We start from the raw sequence: 16,047 nt of genomic DNA on the forward strand, positions 1-16,047 counted from the left end.
CATTGCTATGGAGACTCACCTCCCGCCCCTCGGAAAGCAAGTATTCTGGAGCGGCAATCAGCCATCTTGGTCACATAGCAGCAAAGTTTACGAAAACAGCCAAGAAAAAAGAATCATTGCTTGCTTGTTGATTTTTTAAAAACTTTCTCAGGAAATCATTTAAACCTTTGCAGACCTTGCCTCAATCATGACACATAACCATATGGGCTGGCATAAAATGAGATAGATAAACAATATAAAACCACCAGTTTCTATTTAAAACTTATTCGCACATTAGACTTTTAACCTGCATAGGATGAATGGAAACTGAATGAGGAGGGTTCGCTAGCATGTCACATTACAGAGAGATAATTACAAAAGCGGTGGTGGCAAAGGGACGCAAATTCACTAAGTCCCAGCACATCATTTGCCCGGCTCATCATCCTTCTAGCATTCTCGGTTGTTGGATCATAAATCACAAGTATGAGGCACATAAAGTCGGCAAAAAAGTGGAAATAAGCGGCAGCTACGAAATAAATGTTTGGTATTCTTATAGTGATAATACAAAAACAGAAGTCGTAACTGAAAAGGTTCATTATAAAGATGTCATATCTTTGAAATACCGCGATCCTGATTGCAATGATGATCAAGATGTCATTGCCAAAGCCGTACAGCAGCCAAATTGTATAGAAGCCTGCATTTCGCCTTGTGGACAGAAAGTGATTGTACACGTCGAAAGGGAATTCTATGTTGAAGTCATCGGAGAAACAAAGGTTTGTGTCGCTGTTAATCCAGATGGCTGTGATGATGACTGGGGCTGTGATCTAGAAGATGATTTTGACGACTTAGATCCAAATTTCCTGGGTGATTTTGAGGATGAATAAATACTGAGATTTATCTTAGATTGCCGGATGATAACAATATCATCCGGTTTGTTTTTTTATGGAACATTTTATAACCTATTTCAAAATTAATCCCGGAAAAGGGGGATATGATATAATGGATGCGAGAAGAATCTTTAATTTTGGTTAGGAAGGTTTTGGCAATATGACAGGATACACTCCCATGATTCAGCAATATTTAAAAATCAAGGCAGATTATCAGGATGCCTTTTTATTTTTCCGTTTGGGTGATTTTTATGAGATGTTCTTTGAAGACGCCCTATCAGCATCGCAGGAACTTGAAATCACTTTAACCAGCCGTGAAGGAGGCACCGAGGATAGAATACCGATGTGCGGTATTCCTTACCATGCGGCTTCGGGCTATATAGATATTTTAATAGAAAAAGGCTACAAAGTTGCCATTTGCGAACAGGTAGAAGACCCGAAAAAAACTAAGGGCATGGTCAGGCGCGAAGTTGTTCAGCTTATTACTCCGGGAACAAAAATGGATGGAAAAGGCCTGGATGAGAAGGAAAATAATTATATTGCTGCGGTTTCTGACTTTGAAGACGGGACATTCGGTTTTGCTTATAACGATTTGTCCACAGGAGAAAGCAAGGCAACAATCATTAGCGGTACATTTGAAGATGTGTTTAATGAGCTTGCCATATTAGGCGCTAAAGAAGTGGTGGTGGCAAACGGCTTTAATCCTGACTGGCAAAAAAAGTGGCAGGAAAGAGGAATACCCGCTCTTTCGTTCGAGGATGAAACAGCAGAAAGCATGCAATTTCAGCATTTGATTGGAAGCCTCGAAAGCGCGAGACACCGCTTGGCGGTTTCCCGTCTGTTTCATTATCTGTTCCGCACGCAAAAACGCGCGCTGGATCATCTGCAGCCTGTAATAAGCTATGAAAGCAATCATTATATGAAAATTGATTATTATTCAAAACGGAACCTGGAGCTGACGGAAACAATCCGTTCAAAAGGGAAGAAAGGATCTTTATTGTGGCTGCTGGATGAAACGAAAACATCAATGGGAGGCAGGCTTCTTAAACAATGGATCGACAGGCCTCTTATTAATAAAAGTCAAATTGAGAAGCGGCAGTCACTTGTAGAAACTTTGAAAGATCACTATTTTGAACGCCAGGATATCCGCGAACGCCTTAAGGAAGTTTATGATTTGGAACGCCTTGCCGGAAGGGTTGCTTTTGGAAATGTTAATGCCAGGGACTTAATACAGCTGAAACGCTCTTTAATGCAGCTTCCTGCCTTGAAGGACATTCTATCTTCCCTGAAGAACGAGGATATGAAGCTTCTTTCTGAACAGCTTGATCCATGTGAAGATGTTACAAGTTTGCTTCAAAAGTCTCTTGCGGAAAACCCTCCTCTTTCCGTTAAAGAAGGAAACATTATACAAGACGGATATAACGGGGAGCTTGATGAATACCGGGATGCCAGCCGGAACGGAAAAACCTGGATTGCGAGCCTTGAACGGGAAGAGCGTGAAAGGACAGGAATCAGGTCTCTTAAAATTGGATATAACCGTGTTTTTGGCTATTATATAGAAGTGACAAGAGCTAATTTGCACCTGCTTGAAGAGGGAAGATATGAACGCAAGCAGACACTGACAAACGCAGAGCGTTTCATCACACCAGAGCTTAAAGAGAAGGAAGCGCTGATTCTGCAGGCGGAAGAAAAAAGTACAGGGCTTGAATATGACTTATTTCTTCAAATCAGGGAAGAAATCAAATCACACATTCCGCGCCTGCAGGCAATAGCTAAAAAGGTAAGTGAACTTGATGTTTTGCAATGCTTTGCAACCATTAGCGAAGAAAGGCACTACGTAAAGCCGGATTTTTCACAGGACAGGACCATCATGATCAAAGACGGCCGCCATCCGGTAGTAGAAAAAGTACTTAAATCCCAGGAGTACGTTCCGAATGATTGCCGCATGAATTCAGAAAGAGAATTATTGCTGATCACTGGCCCTAACATGTCAGGAAAGAGCACATACATGCGGCAAATTGCGTTAACATCCATATTGGCTCAGATTGGCTGCTTTGTTTCAGCGAGTGAAGCAACATTGCCTATATTTGATAAAGTCTTTACCCGGATTGGGGCAGCAGATGACTTAATTTCAGGACAAAGCACCTTTATGGTCGAAATGCTTGAAGCTAAAAACGCAATAAACAATGCAACAGAAAACAGTTTGATATTATTTGATGAAATAGGCCGGGGAACCTCTACCTATGACGGTATGGCTCTTGCACAGGCAATCATTGAACATATTCATGATAAAATTGGCGCAAAAACACTATTTTCAACTCATTACCATGAATTGACAGTACTTTCAGAAGAACTCGGCTGTCTTGAGAATATCCATGTCAGCGCAGTGGAGCAAAACGGACATGTAGTATTCCTTCATAAAATAAAAGAAGGGTCTGCAGATAAAAGCTACGGCATCCATGTGGCAAAGCTGGCAGAACTGCCCCATTCTCTTATCCAGCGGGCAAATGAAATTTTAGAGAAGCTCGAAAAAGAATCATTTATTGAAAAAAATAAGGATATTCCTGTGGCAGAAACGGTGCATGAATCAAACCCTGTAGAAAGTGATGCCCAGCTATCCTTTTTTACAGCTGAAACAGCAGCTGTTAAAAAGCCAGCTTCGCCTAAAGAGAAAAACGTCCTTGAAGAATTAAAAGGACTAAACCTTCTTGAAATGACGCCGCTTGAAGCTTTAAATGAGATGTACAGGCTCCAAAAGAAATTAAAATAACCGGAATATGAAAGCGAGGCGATGGTTATGGGCAAAATATTGCAGCTTGACGAAGCATTATCAAATAAAATAGCGGCTGGAGAAGTTGTAGAGCGTCCTGCATCTGTAGTAAAAGAGCTAGCAGAGAATGCAATTGATGCCAATAGCTCCATCGTGGAAATAGAATTAGAAGAGGCAGGACTGGCTAAAATCAGGATCATTGATAATGGTGACGGAATCCTGCCTGATGATGTAGAAAAGGCGTTCAGGCGCCATGCAACAAGCAAAATAAAGGATGAAAATGATTTATTCAGGATACGGACACTTGGATTCAGGGGAGAAGCACTGCCGAGCATTGCCTCTGTTTCTCATTTTGAATTGAAAAGCAGCACAGGAGAAGGTCCGGGAACACGAATTTTCCTAGAGGGCGGTTCTGTCAGGGAGCTAGAAGCTTCTTCAAGCAGAAAAGGAACAGATATCACTGTATCAAGCTTATTTTACAATACACCTGCACGCTTAAAATATATGAAGACCATTCATACTGAACTAGGCAATATTACCGATGTTGTGAACAGGCTGGCATTGTCCCACCCGGAGGTATCTTTCAAGCTGACACACAACGAAAAAAAACTCCTGCATACAACAGGTAATGGAGATGTCCGCCAGGTGCTCGCCAGTATCTACGGCATGAATATCGCAAAGAAAATGATACCTGTTGAAGGAAGCTCTCTGGATTTCAAAATTTCAGGCTATGTGGCCCTTCCGGAAATCACCAGGGCTTCAAGAAACTATATATCTACGATGATCAACGGCAGATTCATTAAAAACTATGCATTGGCCAAGTCCATATTGAATGGCTATCATACCCTTTTGCCAATAGGACGATTTCCCATTGTATTATTATCAATAGAAATGGACCCCATTCTTGTTGATGTGAATGTGCACCCCTCAAAAATGGAGGTGCGGCTGAGCAAGGAAGCTGAACTGGATCAGCTGGTTTCCGATATGATTAAGGGTGCATTTAAAAAGATATCTTTAATTCCAAGCGGCTTTGTTCCTCCTAAAAAGGAAAAACCAATTTCAGAACAAACTTCCCTGGATTTGGAGCATGCCGTCCAGCAGGGAAAACAAGTGCTCCAGGAGGCAAAAAAACAGTCTGAGCTTTTAAAGGAAACGCTTGTGAAAGAACAACCAAGCGAGCAGCCTTTTTCCGGCTTTACAGGCAATGAGGAAATAAATGAACAAATTCATCGCGGCGGAAATTCCAGCGGATTCGCCGGAGAATTGTCTTCCTTAGGCGAAAACCAAACCCGGGTTATTGAGGCTGAAAAACCGGATGAGCAGATTTTCCAAACAGCCGAGGCATTTATGACGACGGCCATGGAGCAGGAAGAATATGTATACAAAGAAACAGCAGAACGGGTGCCTCCTATGTATCCCATTGGCCAGATGCATGGCACATATATCTTTGCACAAAATGAAAAAGGCCTCTACATCATTGACCAGCATGCTGCCCAGGAGAGAATCAAATATGAATATTTCTCCGAAAAGGTGGGCACGGTTGAAAAAGAGCTGCAAGAGATGCTTATTCCAATTACTCTTGAATACTCAACAGATGAGTGCATCCGAATCAATGAGAATAAGGAAGAACTGGAAAAAGTAGGGGTCTTTTTGGAGGAGTTCGGCTACAACTCTTACATCGTCCGTGCACACCCTCAGTGGTTTCCAAAGGGAAATGAAAAAGGAATCATGGAGGAAATGATCGAACAGCTGCTTTCCATGAAGAAAGTGGATGTTAAAAAGCTAAGGGAAGCAGCAGCCATTCTTATGAGCTGCAAAGGCTCCATAAAAGCTAACCGCCATTTGCGCAATGATGAAATACAAGCCCTGCTTGATCAGCTGCGAAAGACGGCAGATCCTTTCACATGCCCGCATGGAAGGCCGATTATTATTCAATACTCGATTTATGATATGGAAAAAATGTTTAAAAGGGTTATGTGAAAAAAATCAGAAAAAAAACAAAGAAGGCAAGCCTGGCATAAACCAGGCTTGCCTTTATCTATAGGTGATGCTATAGGATTTGCTGGAAAGAGCAGCAGTTATCCGCGTCTTCCGCCTCGTCCGCCACGTTTTGTCTCAGTGTTGCGTTTGAGGGAGGATAGATTTTCTTCACTGGTTTTTAAAAAACGGGCCATTTTATCTTCGAAATTTTCTTTTGGCTTGAAATTTCCTTTTGAACGGCTATCAGGTCTTGCCTGGCGAGGCGGACGCTGTGAATAAGACGGTTTTTGCCCTTCAGGCCTGTCAATTGCCTTTTTGATGGATAGTGCAATTTTGCCTTCTTTTTCACTAATAACTTTTACTTCAATCAGGTCGCCCACTTTTAAGTGATCATTTACATCTTTAACATAGCTGTCTGCTACCTCGCTGATATGAACAAGACCGGTCGATCCTCCCGGAAGTTCAATAAATGCTCCAAAATTAGTGATTCCTGTAACTTTTCCTTGTACCTTGCTGCCTACTTCTACTGACATATAAATAATGTTCCCCCTCAATGATTTTAAAAACACTTAATTATAACAAACTATGTTAAAAAGAATCAACTATTGAAGGTTTTGTTCCATTTTTTCTAAGAAAAAAATCAAAATCCGCACTTAGTCTACTAATTAACAGCACTTAAACCAGTGATGCTGATTATTAAAGCAGCATTAGCTGTTTAGCACAAGTTACCAGCAGTTTTGAATTGCCGCTTAAGAAACCTGAAGCGGACATGCCAATGAGGTATAGTTTCATTATCATACTTTTCAAAAATGGAAATCTAAAGGAAAGCGGCCATGACAAAGTAGAAGAAGACGGTTCGACTATGCGATTCAGCATGGGAATCGAATTGATGGGTTATACCGAAAGAAGTCAATCATCTGGTATTAAAACGTTATAAACCAAAAGAGTGAGCAACGTTAATTCCATTTATTTTGATCTTGGAACTATTTCAAAAATAGTTCCTTTATTTAAATCAGTTACTTTCATAGATCCATAAACTCCTAAATATAATCTCGTTTGATCCAAGTTCGTTCCCAAACTAACATAATACGCTGATTGAGAACCAAAATCATAATCAATATCCATTACACTAAAATCATTTAATTTACAATCCGCCCTTACTCTGCTATAAGCTAAAACACCTCTCGCCGGGGCTTGAGTTACTTCATGCCTGGCAAGGTCGGTAAACACAATGCCTCCCGTTAAAGCGGGGATTTCATTCCCCATATAAGGCTGCACTCCTGTAAGTGCAGTGCCGCCAAACTTTTCGGGACGGGTATCTTGATGAAAATAACTAATTAATGGCTGAATACCCCTTACTGAAGTTTTTGCAGCTTCATCGAAATAAGCAATGGTTTTCTCATTCACACTGGGATTTGCAGGGCAGGGATTTATCACCGAAGTAGGAAAGGCGCCTTCCCATCCCCGCCAGCCAAAGTTAATTAATCCTTCTTTGTCAGGTAAAGATTTAGAAGCTTGAATAAGCTGAGTAACCGGCAGCTTTTTATAATCAACGAATGAAAAAATCGATTCTGCGGAGTCCTGGCCGACATTTCCTGCATATTTGATATACTGATTATAAAACCTTTGAAATGAAATGCCTGGTATATTTCGAACGCCTTTGGCGATTAAGGTGAGCGTTTCCAGTATAGCTGCCGGAAGTTCGGTAAAGCGCGTGACTGCTGGAGGGTTATTGATAAATATATTCTTAAATACATCAATTTCGATTATTTTACCGGCAATTTCATTATCATTCTGGCTTAAATTAAATGGATCAAAGCCTGATCCGCCATCTCCGGTTGTTAATACAAGTTGTCCGGTTTCAGGTGAAAAGTTTAAGCTATTGACACCATTATGATTTAAAAAGGGTCTTCTTAAGTTAAGTAATGTTCGCCGTTTCTGAGGGGAGCCGTTTGACGGCAGAATCCATTCTTCAACCGTATCGATATGATCATACCGGGTTTCTCTGTTTATCCACTCTAGGTTTAAAGTTCCGGAATCACACGGGTTAGGCTTAAAGCGTTCAGAAAGTGCTCCTGGACCCTGTGTTCCAGCAAGGGAATAATGCAGATAAAACAGACCGTTATAATAAAATTGGGGATGAAATGCGAGCCCGAGCAGCCCCCGCTCATCATATCCGCCAGACGCACCTAGTTTTATGATACGCGGACGAATATCTAAAAAATTCTTTACTGCACCGTTGGCTATGCAAAAAATCTCTCCTGCCTGAGTTGCAATAAATAATGTTTCAACTGAGTCACCTGGAAGTATAGTCGTTTTCAAAACAGTGGGTAAATTTATCTTACTTACAAGGGGCCGTAAACTAACCTTAGTTTTTTGCAACTAAATCTACACTCCTTTTTACTTAAAAGAATATGATTAGAACTATTTCATTCGGTACAAGATCTAGTGCGGGGAGAATGATACCCAAACAACGGACTTATAGAGATGAAGAGATTGTCTATCGGTGATTTTTTTTGAATAAATAGAGCAATACTTAAAAACATTGCACAAAAAAACGGAGGGCATGATCGGAGGCATGGTATCGGTTATGACAAGAATCATTTCCTACGTTTATTAGCCGGCAGGTATATCATCAATCGGTTTAGTATGAACAGGCCTAACTCTGCCCACACCCAGCAATATAAAAAACAAGAAACCAATATTACTAGGATTGCTTCGCAGTTGAGTATTGTAATAGCAGGACCAAGTACAGGGAACTTAAATAAGCAAATAAGAATCAATATACCGCATAGTAACGATACTGCAGAAAAAGACACTCTAAGAAATCTTTGTTTAAACACTTTGAATGTTAATCCAAGTGTAACTCCCAGCAGTCCAGTAGTGAAAGGAAAGACTAATAGTTTACCAGGCTGCATAAGCAGCAGTAACAATATAGCCAAAAAAATATGAGAGAAAACCATGTTTTATTGAAATTACAATTGAAATGAAAATGGGTAATGTAGCAAATGGACTTATGCCATAACCTATCCCCGGAAAAAAACCGCCAGCAGATTGAAATATTGCTGCAAAACAGCTGAAAACAGATGCGTTGATGAGTTTCCAGATGGGAGATGAATTATTTTGGACAAAAGAAAAGCCGTCCATATCCTGTTGCGCCCTGAACCAGTAACGTACAGTCCAAAACATTTCACTCACCTCTTCAACTTACTCTTTATCTATCCTTACTTATATACGCCATTGAATCCTTATTATGCAATAAAATGGCATAGCAGAACCACTCGATTGATTGCAGAATAGGACATCTGCAAATAGAAAACATGGCTGCCTATTTCCTAAATTGTATTTTTACGTAAATTATAATGAAAGAAAGGTGATTGTATGGGAGAAAAGAATGATGTTAATTTATATTCCTCAGATCCTTCACAGTGCTGCTTTGAACCCTTAATATGCCCTAGCCCCATTACTTCATTTAATCCTGTTCCGCAATATCCCAAATTGATAAAACAGCATTTATTAGCCAGTTTTCCAGTGTTATAGGAGGGGTTACTATTAAAAGTAATGTTTATGTAGCCCCGAATGTAAGTATACGCGCTGATGAGGGAACCCCATTTTATATAGGTTCAAATACCAATCTCCAGGATGGAGTAATTTTACATGGGTTATTGAATAAAAAGATTACGTCTGGAGGGAAAAAGTACTCTATATTTATTGGCAATGAGGTGTCCATAGCTCACCGTGCTCTTGTACATGGTCCTTGTTATATTGGCGACAAAGTATTTGTTGGGTTTAACTGCATCGTATATAATGCAATTGTGGAAAAGGGTTCATTTATTTCTTATAATGCAGTAGTAACAAACGGGGTCCGGATTCGGCCGAATCGATTCGTGCCTCCTGGGGCACACATCGACACTCAAGAAAAAGCGGATGCGCTGCCCAGGGTAACCAAAAGATAGCCGGGAACTTGCTATCGAGGTTCAACGGGTCAATCAGGAATTCCCCGCATCGTACCACCTGTTATTGGGTAATGATAGATGCTCCTGTGGAATAGGTTAGGACAAACATAATTAGGTGAAAATTGGACAAGTAATTTAGAAGTGTGAATGCATGTTATTTCTTTGAAGGATAAAAACAAAATTGCATCAGTTCAGAGAATAGTCCGGAATGTTTCCATGTGTTAAAATAAAAAGCAATAGAAAAGTGCCATGTGAAAGGCTCTTTTTTACTTTGAACATGATGAATAAGCATATAAACATCTCTAAGTCCCAGAAGGATATAGAAGCTGAATTTATTATTTACGAACAAAAAGCCCATGTCGGAGTGTGTTTTCCCTTTAAATGGATTCTCCTATCCATCCCTTTACAGTTTGTGATTACGAAATTCAGTTTCAGGATCAATACACATGAACTGGCAAATCTATAAAAATGAAACTCTGCACATTGTTGAATTTAAATATAGGGAGTATTCAGATGGAGTATTTTAAATATCAAGTCAAATCATTGAATATAGGAAAAGTCGAAACACTAACATATGGCGGCAGAACATTTGAATCAGCCATCAGAAAGAAATCTGTCCAAGAACCCATTTTCCTAAGTAAAACAGGATTAAGCAGTGATGAACAAGCCTATAAAGATCATGGCGGAGAGGATAAAGCTTTATGTTTATATCCTTATGATCACTATTCCTATTGGAGTGAGGTTTTACATTTTAGTGATACAGCCTTATTTGGCGAAAATTTAACTGTAGAGGGATTAAAAGAGGATAATGCTCACATAGGAGATATTTTTGCTTTTGGTGAGGCTGTTATTCAGGTTTCCGAACCAAGAAATCCCTGTTATAAACTCGCAGCAAAGTATCAGGTCCCGGATATGGTTATCCGAATGAGAAATACTGGCTATACTGGATTTCTTTTAAGAGTATTGAAAGAAGGGCAGGTCACGCCAAACGATGATTTGGTACTCCTTGAACCACATCCAGAACAAGTATCTGTTGCATCAGTGAATGATGTGAAATTTTTTGACAGATTAAATAAAGATAAACTGGAAAAAGTAGTATCGGTTGATGCCTTATCTGAAAGTCTTCGTGCATCATTATTAAAACAATTAAAATCAAAAGCTACTTGATTATAGTGCAGACTGAGATTGGCTGAATGAATTCCCAGAAAAGATATAAGGAAAAGAAGCGGTACTGCGATAAGTAAACTCCCTTATCTGTAAATGCCTAAAAATTCTTAGGGCACGATTATTAAAATAGTCAGCGGATGTTATCTCTACGTAATTGGAGTAAACCCCCAGCAAGCACCAGTATTAATGCAGAATACTCTTTCTTTGGATATCCATTATGAACTTTCTTTTGAAAAATTTTTAAAGAAGCATAAAAAGAATTGAGAAAGCTGTTCACATTTAGTGGACAGCTTTTTTACCTGTGTCTAAAGTAAAACATGGTATTAAGACGAGACAGGTTCCCCTGCAATTAAAATTAACTGTTTGATTTTACACCAGGGATCATTCTAGTAAGATCGGTTTTCTGTATTGAGTCAAACAAGGTCTGTATCAGGAGGATTGTAACCTAAATGACGAGCCATCGATACTATTTGCCCCTTATGATGAAACTCATGCGTTTCGGTATGAGTTAGAAGCCAAAGAGGAGTGGTACTCCATGGTTCTTTCTGCCACTTTACCTGGTTAGCTATTTTATCGAAATAGCGGGAATTAAATTCCTCTAAAAACTTTTGTACTATTTCATCAACTAAATCAAATCTCTCTCTAACTTTCTTTACATTAGAATGTTCGATTTCAAATTCGGCAGCGAACTTAAAATCCGGCTGTTTAAGAGCAAATCTCCCAAGCCAGCTTAAATAGCAGTCGGAAACGTGAATATGGGTTCTGATAATAGACGAGTGCCCGAAGCCAGATACTGTTTCATGCAGCTTTTCCAACGGAATATCTTCTAAAAACATAAACAATACTTGTCTTGTAGAACTAATAAAAGCGTATTGTTCCTTTAAAACATTTAACATTCAGATCCATCCTCTCTGTAACTTTGAAACTAATTACTGTATTACCTTTCTTTATAGATATATAAGATACCTTTTTCTTAATTAACAAATTATCTCTTAAGCTTTATAGCTGACGATTGTATATATTTTACAAAGTAGATAGAATTAGCTTGTTGATAACTGCTTTAATGTAAAGAGAAATTTTCGACTACTGTAATATCAAACCTGCCATCATGTTTGATACCCTTAATTTCAACTAAAATGGTACCGCGAAAATCCTTAGTGAAATTCTCGAATATATATTGTCTCTCCATTATTTTCAACTTTTTATTTTCGTGCATTAAGTAAAGTGGTGTTATGCCCGTAACATTCATGTTAAATAGACTAATTAGTTTCCTTGCTCCAGGTTTCAATATCTTAATGGAAGGAATTTTTCCCTTGTCTCTATCAAAGGTAACTGAAATGTTCTCCAAGATATGACTAGTATTATTGTCTATATAAATTAAAGGAAGAGTTTGCATACCGATAAACATATTTTCACCCGCTTGTAATTTTTATAAAAAATATCCAGACTATCATAAACTCAGTATCTACTTATGGGGGTCAGGAACTGCTCTTTATCTGTGGTATGACTGTGCGGATTTTGTTTAATCATAATGCAATGTTAATGCAATTGCTGAAAACAAATAAAAAAAGTAATTTATGATGAAATATATGTGTAAGGAGTAGAGTTAATTTTGGAAGATTTAATCAAGCAGCTTAAAAATGAAAATAATAAAGACAAGTTATCTAACATTTTGGAAGTTATTGAAAGAAAAGGATTAGAAGACTGTGCACCTATTTTACCTTTTCTATCTGATAGACGATATCAAGTTAGACACAGTGCAATTAAAGCTTTAAGAAAGTGCAATGGTATAAAAATAGAAGAGGCGCTTATTCAAGTTCTGCTTCATCCAATAGATATGGATGATTTAATATATGCTAATGGAGTCCTTTCTGAAATTGGTACAGCTAATGCGATACCTTTTTTAATAAATTTATTGGATCATCATAAAGATGATGTAAAAGGCTCTGCATTATATGCCCTTAGTGAGATTGGAGGTAATGAATTGCTGCCCGTTTTTATAAAGGCACTTACAGAAGGTACTTTCGGCCTGAAATCATGTGCAACATCAGCAATTCATCGTCATGGTGATGAAACAGCTGTCAATGCGGTAATAGCCAGAGTGAAAACCATTTTAAAAAGAAAAAGAAAACGTGGATCAGATGAATTAATTCTGGCAATAGATTTTTTAAATAAATTTAGAGAGAACAATCCACAAATAAAAGAGTTATTTAATTGGATAAAAGTTAAAAGAAGAGATTACTTATTTAGAGAAGAAGAATTTTGGATGGAAGTAAATATCGATATATAAGTTTATGAATTTTCTCGGCTAATGTATTTTAGGCAGGGGGCCTCTGACTTAGCTGGAATATCTTTGAAAGTCATATCTACTTCACACCTAATCTATTACGTTAAAGATTCGTAAGAAAAATAACTGATTATTTCTATTATATGGTAAAATATATTGTATTATCCAGTGTTTAGAAGGAAAGAAGGGTTCTATTTGTCACTTTCGCTAATTTTTTTACTTGGGCTGTTAATGATTTTCCTGATTACAGCCTTTAAAAATAATCCGCTACTGGAAACTACTTGACCAAAAATGCCATTCGCCTTTTGTACAAGAAAGCATGGTTTCAAGGATATTGGCGGAGCGGATTATTTTTATTTGCCGTAAATGCACTTCTTTTCAGTACCACGGTTCTTCTGCTTTATATTCTTATCTTCATCCAAATTCCTTATCTCCACATTGCTGTGATGGGGTTTGCCGTTTATGCGAGCATATTAGCCTGGTTTTCTATAGGTAAGTCATGGGATGGGACAAGGAGAAATCGATTAAAAATGGGGCTAATAGGCAGCAGCTTTTATGTCCTTGTTTCTGCACTGATTATTTATAAAGAGTGTCATTTAAAACCAGCATACCCAGGCGATGATACATTCATGGCAGCCATAGGTTTACTGGCTGCTCTGATTGTATCATCTGTCGCTTTTATCGTTTGCTTAGTTTTTACGGCATTTTCGGGAAGAAAAGGGAATGTCTGATTTTATACCCGCAGAGGTTAGGTTTTTGTAATAATATGAAGCTGATACTGTCTGAAGAATAGCGATAGAAAGCCTGGGATATACTAAGGGAAAAAAAAGGTTGTAGAAAATGACTCATATCAATCAGTATTTAAGTTCATTGGCGCATAATTATTTCCTCATTTCCATTGCCGCTGTTTTATTTTTTACAATTAAGGCAATAGCGGCTTATTTATCGTATCAGCACTATAATAAAAAGCTGAAGTACATTCAGGACACACTGGAAGAATTAAACAAAAAAATAACAGAAAAAGATTAGGCAAAATGAGAAAATGTTGAAATTTATAAAGAGCTGTTTAAACACTTTTAAGAGGGATGTTTCCTGGCCGTCCCGAAAACAGCCTGACTGCTATAACTCACTTCTGTGATAAATGAATGAAGCACTTTCTGCATGTAACATTCATTAGTTGTGTTCATTCTGCCAGTGCGCGAACCCGATAGAGTACTTGATAAACCAAGCTACTCTTTTCCTCCATAATCTCACCTATGTCTTAAACATCCAGATTGGACAGCGATCTTAATTAATTAGACTTCACGGCTATAAACCAATTATAGTTCCAGATTATTGTTTAAAACCTTACAGTTTCATTTTATTTTGTGGGAATACACCTTTAAAACCTTAATAACCTGTTTATACTTTTTTGGTACTGCTTTTCTGAATGTATACAATTCAGCATGAATATGCCTGGGCAGCGCCCTGCTGAAGAGTTATCTACCTCCCGCCGGGGAAAGTGTAGAGTACCGTTATTCAATTTATTACTATCATTTAACATAATGTTATGTCTTAGGTGATTTGCCGGATAAGTGGTATACGAAAAAGAACAATAAATTTAAATTTTTTTTCAGGAATAATTCTTAAATTGATCATCCAAAATGGTTAGAAGTTTAACTGATGCGAAAATTATGGTAAGATAGGGAAAAATAAAATAAGGCAGTGACAATGTTGGTACATGAAAAATCAAAGCTTATAGTGATCATTGGGCCGACGGCGGTAGGTAAAACAAAATTAAGCATAGAACTTGCCCGCCGCTTTAATGGGGAAATAATCAGCGGTGACTCCATGCAGATTTATAAGGGTATGGACATTGGTACCGCCAAAATTACAGAGGATGAAAAAGAGGGTATCCCGCACCATCTCCTCGATATCAAAGAACCTGAAGAATCTTTTAGTGCAGCAGATTTTCAAGAAATAGCTTCTGAGTTAATTCACGATATCCATAAAAGGGGAAAAATACCAATTATTGCAGGGGGAACTGGTTTATATATCCAGTCAGTTCTGTATGACTACCATTTTTCTGAGGCGCCGCAAAATCCTGCTTACCGAAAAGAGCTTGAAGATGCAGCTGCCGAAAAAGGAAATGATTTTGTTTATGACAAGCTAAGGGCAATAGATCCTGAAAGTGCCGAAAAAATACATCCTAACAATATACGCAGAGTAATTCGGGCTTTAGAAATTCATCAATGCACCGGTCAAACAATGAGTGACCAGTTAAAGAAACAGGAATTTGAACTGAAATATGATACAGCAATAATCGGTTTAATTATGGACCGTGAAAAGCTGTACAGCCGGATTAATGATAGAGTGGAATTAATGCTGGAGAATGGGCTTGAGGAAGAAGCTAGACGTTTTTTCGATGCAGGTTTGAAAAACTGTCAATCCACTCAGGCAATCGGATATAAAGAATTGTTTGGCTATTTTGAAGGAACATGCACGCTTGATGAAGCTGTAGTTGCATTAAAGCAAAATTCCAGGCGCTATGCGAAACGCCAGCTTACTTGGTTCAGAAATAAGATGGATGTTGATTGGTTTGATATGACAGATCAGGTAAATCTGTTGAAAAAAATAGAAGAAATAACAGCTTTTGTTGCAGGAAAGCTTTCAATAAAAGCGAATTAATAAAAGATAGAGAGAAAAGAGGAGGATTTAACATGAAACAATCCGTAAATATTCAGGATCAATTTTTAAACTCATTAAGAAAAGACGGTATCTTTGTTACCGTGTTTTTATTAAACGGATTCCAAATTAGAGGCCAAATAAAGGGATTTGATAACTTTACGGTACTATTCGAATCAGAAGGAAAGCAGCAATTAGTGTTTAAGCACGCAATTTCCACATTTGCGCCACAGCGTAACGTTCAGATTGACTTTGAAGCTAAAGAATAACGTCAGATATAAAAAAGACAGGTTTTCATACCTGTCTTTTTTTTATGCGTATAGATAATAATTGGCTGATTAAATAATGTGATTTCCA

At 38.2% G+C, this 16,047-nt stretch carries 16 protein-coding genes; 11 read left to right on the plus strand and 5 right to left on the minus strand.

Annotated features, from left to right (window positions below):
- Nucleotides 1-329 precede the first annotated feature (329 nt).
- From BM126_RS04065 to mutL, 3 genes are all read left to right on the plus strand, one after another.
- The gene (locus tag BM126_RS04065) at nt 330-863 is read left to right on the plus strand and encodes an outer spore coat protein CotE (RefSeq protein ID WP_090988241.1); all 534 of its coding nucleotides are present in this window, start codon (nt 330-332) and stop codon (nt 861-863) included.
- Between the two features lie 163 nt (nt 864-1,026).
- Complete coding sequence (gene mutS / locus BM126_RS04070) at nt 1,027-3,636, plus strand: DNA mismatch repair protein MutS (protein ID WP_090988242.1); 2,610 nt, start codon at nt 1,027-1,029, stop codon at nt 3,634-3,636.
- 27 nt (nt 3,637-3,663) lie between these two features.
- Complete coding sequence (gene mutL / locus BM126_RS04075) at nt 3,664-5,616, plus strand: DNA mismatch repair endonuclease MutL (protein ID WP_090988243.1); 1,953 nt, start codon at nt 3,664-3,666, stop codon at nt 5,614-5,616.
- A gap of 98 nt (nt 5,617-5,714) precedes the next feature.
- Here mutL and BM126_RS04080 read toward each other — a convergent pair whose 3' ends face one another.
- A complete protein-coding gene (locus BM126_RS04080) occupies nt 5,715-6,149 on the minus strand; it encodes a S1 domain-containing RNA-binding protein (protein ID WP_071350681.1) in 435 nt (144 codons plus the stop codon).
- 209 nt (nt 6,150-6,358) lie between these two features.
- Between BM126_RS04080 and BM126_RS04085 the strand changes: the two genes are divergently transcribed.
- Entirely contained in the window at nt 6,359-6,553 is a 195-nt protein-coding gene (locus BM126_RS04085; RefSeq protein ID WP_090988244.1) for a hypothetical protein, read from the plus strand.
- A gap of 29 nt (nt 6,554-6,582) precedes the next feature.
- Here BM126_RS04085 and BM126_RS04090 read toward each other — a convergent pair whose 3' ends face one another.
- Together BM126_RS04090 and BM126_RS04095 are read right to left on the minus strand one after the other, a co-directional pair.
- Nucleotides 6,583-7,998, minus strand: coding sequence for a PQQ-dependent sugar dehydrogenase (locus BM126_RS04090; protein ID WP_090988245.1), 1,416 nt, complete (start codon nt 7,996-7,998; stop codon nt 6,583-6,585).
- A gap of 522 nt (nt 7,999-8,520) precedes the next feature.
- Entirely contained in the window at nt 8,521-8,814 is a 294-nt protein-coding gene (locus BM126_RS04095; RefSeq protein ID WP_177201294.1) for a hypothetical protein, read from the minus strand.
- Between the two features lie 467 nt (nt 8,815-9,281).
- Between BM126_RS04095 and BM126_RS23220 the strand changes: the two genes are divergently transcribed.
- Together BM126_RS23220 and BM126_RS04110 are read left to right on the plus strand one after the other, a co-directional pair.
- Nucleotides 9,282-9,572, plus strand: coding sequence for an LbetaH domain-containing protein (locus BM126_RS23220; RefSeq protein ID WP_371261395.1), 291 nt, complete (start codon nt 9,282-9,284; stop codon nt 9,570-9,572).
- A gap of 513 nt (nt 9,573-10,085) precedes the next feature.
- Nucleotides 10,086-10,739, plus strand: coding sequence for an MOSC domain-containing protein (locus BM126_RS04110; protein ID WP_090988247.1), 654 nt, complete (start codon nt 10,086-10,088; stop codon nt 10,737-10,739).
- 413 nt (nt 10,740-11,152) lie between these two features.
- Here BM126_RS04110 and BM126_RS04115 read toward each other — a convergent pair whose 3' ends face one another.
- Entirely contained in the window at nt 11,153-11,635 is a 483-nt protein-coding gene (locus tag BM126_RS04115) for a DinB family protein (protein ID WP_090988248.1), read from the minus strand.
- 164 nt (nt 11,636-11,799) lie between these two features.
- Nucleotides 11,800-12,147, minus strand: a complete 348-nt coding sequence (locus BM126_RS04120) for a hypothetical protein (RefSeq protein WP_090988249.1) — start codon at nt 12,145-12,147, stop codon at nt 11,800-11,802.
- 204 nt (nt 12,148-12,351) lie between these two features.
- Between BM126_RS04120 and BM126_RS04125 the strand changes: the two genes are divergently transcribed.
- The 5 genes from BM126_RS04125 (at nt 12,352) to hfq (ending at nt 15,959) form a co-directional block, all read left to right on the plus strand.
- Nucleotides 12,352-13,029, plus strand: a complete 678-nt coding sequence (locus tag BM126_RS04125) for a HEAT repeat domain-containing protein (protein WP_090988250.1) — start codon at nt 12,352-12,354, stop codon at nt 13,027-13,029.
- A 302-nt stretch (nt 13,030-13,331) separates the two neighbouring features.
- A complete protein-coding gene (locus BM126_RS04130; RefSeq protein ID WP_256212964.1) occupies nt 13,332-13,757 on the plus strand; it encodes a hypothetical protein in 426 nt (141 codons plus the stop codon).
- A gap of 109 nt (nt 13,758-13,866) precedes the next feature.
- Nucleotides 13,867-14,055 (plus strand): ERF4 family protein, encoded by a 189-nt coding sequence (locus BM126_RS04135; protein ID WP_090988251.1) that lies wholly within the window; start codon nt 13,867-13,869, stop codon nt 14,053-14,055.
- A gap of 684 nt (nt 14,056-14,739) precedes the next feature.
- Nucleotides 14,740-15,693: a tRNA (adenosine(37)-N6)-dimethylallyltransferase MiaA gene (miaA, locus tag BM126_RS04140; protein ID WP_371261396.1), complete on the plus strand. Its 954-nt coding sequence runs from the start codon at nt 14,740-14,742 to the stop codon at nt 15,691-15,693.
- A gap of 32 nt (nt 15,694-15,725) precedes the next feature.
- Nucleotides 15,726-15,959 carry an RNA chaperone Hfq gene (hfq, locus tag BM126_RS04145; protein ID WP_071350667.1) on the plus strand — a complete coding sequence of 78 codons (234 nt, stop codon included), beginning with the start codon at nt 15,726-15,728 and terminating at the stop codon, nt 15,957-15,959.
- Nucleotides 15,960-16,047: the final 88 nt, after the last annotated feature.

It is taken from the genome of Bacillus sp. OV322 (assembly GCF_900112495.1).
GTDB lineage: Bacteria > Bacillota > Bacilli > Bacillales > DSM-1321 > Peribacillus.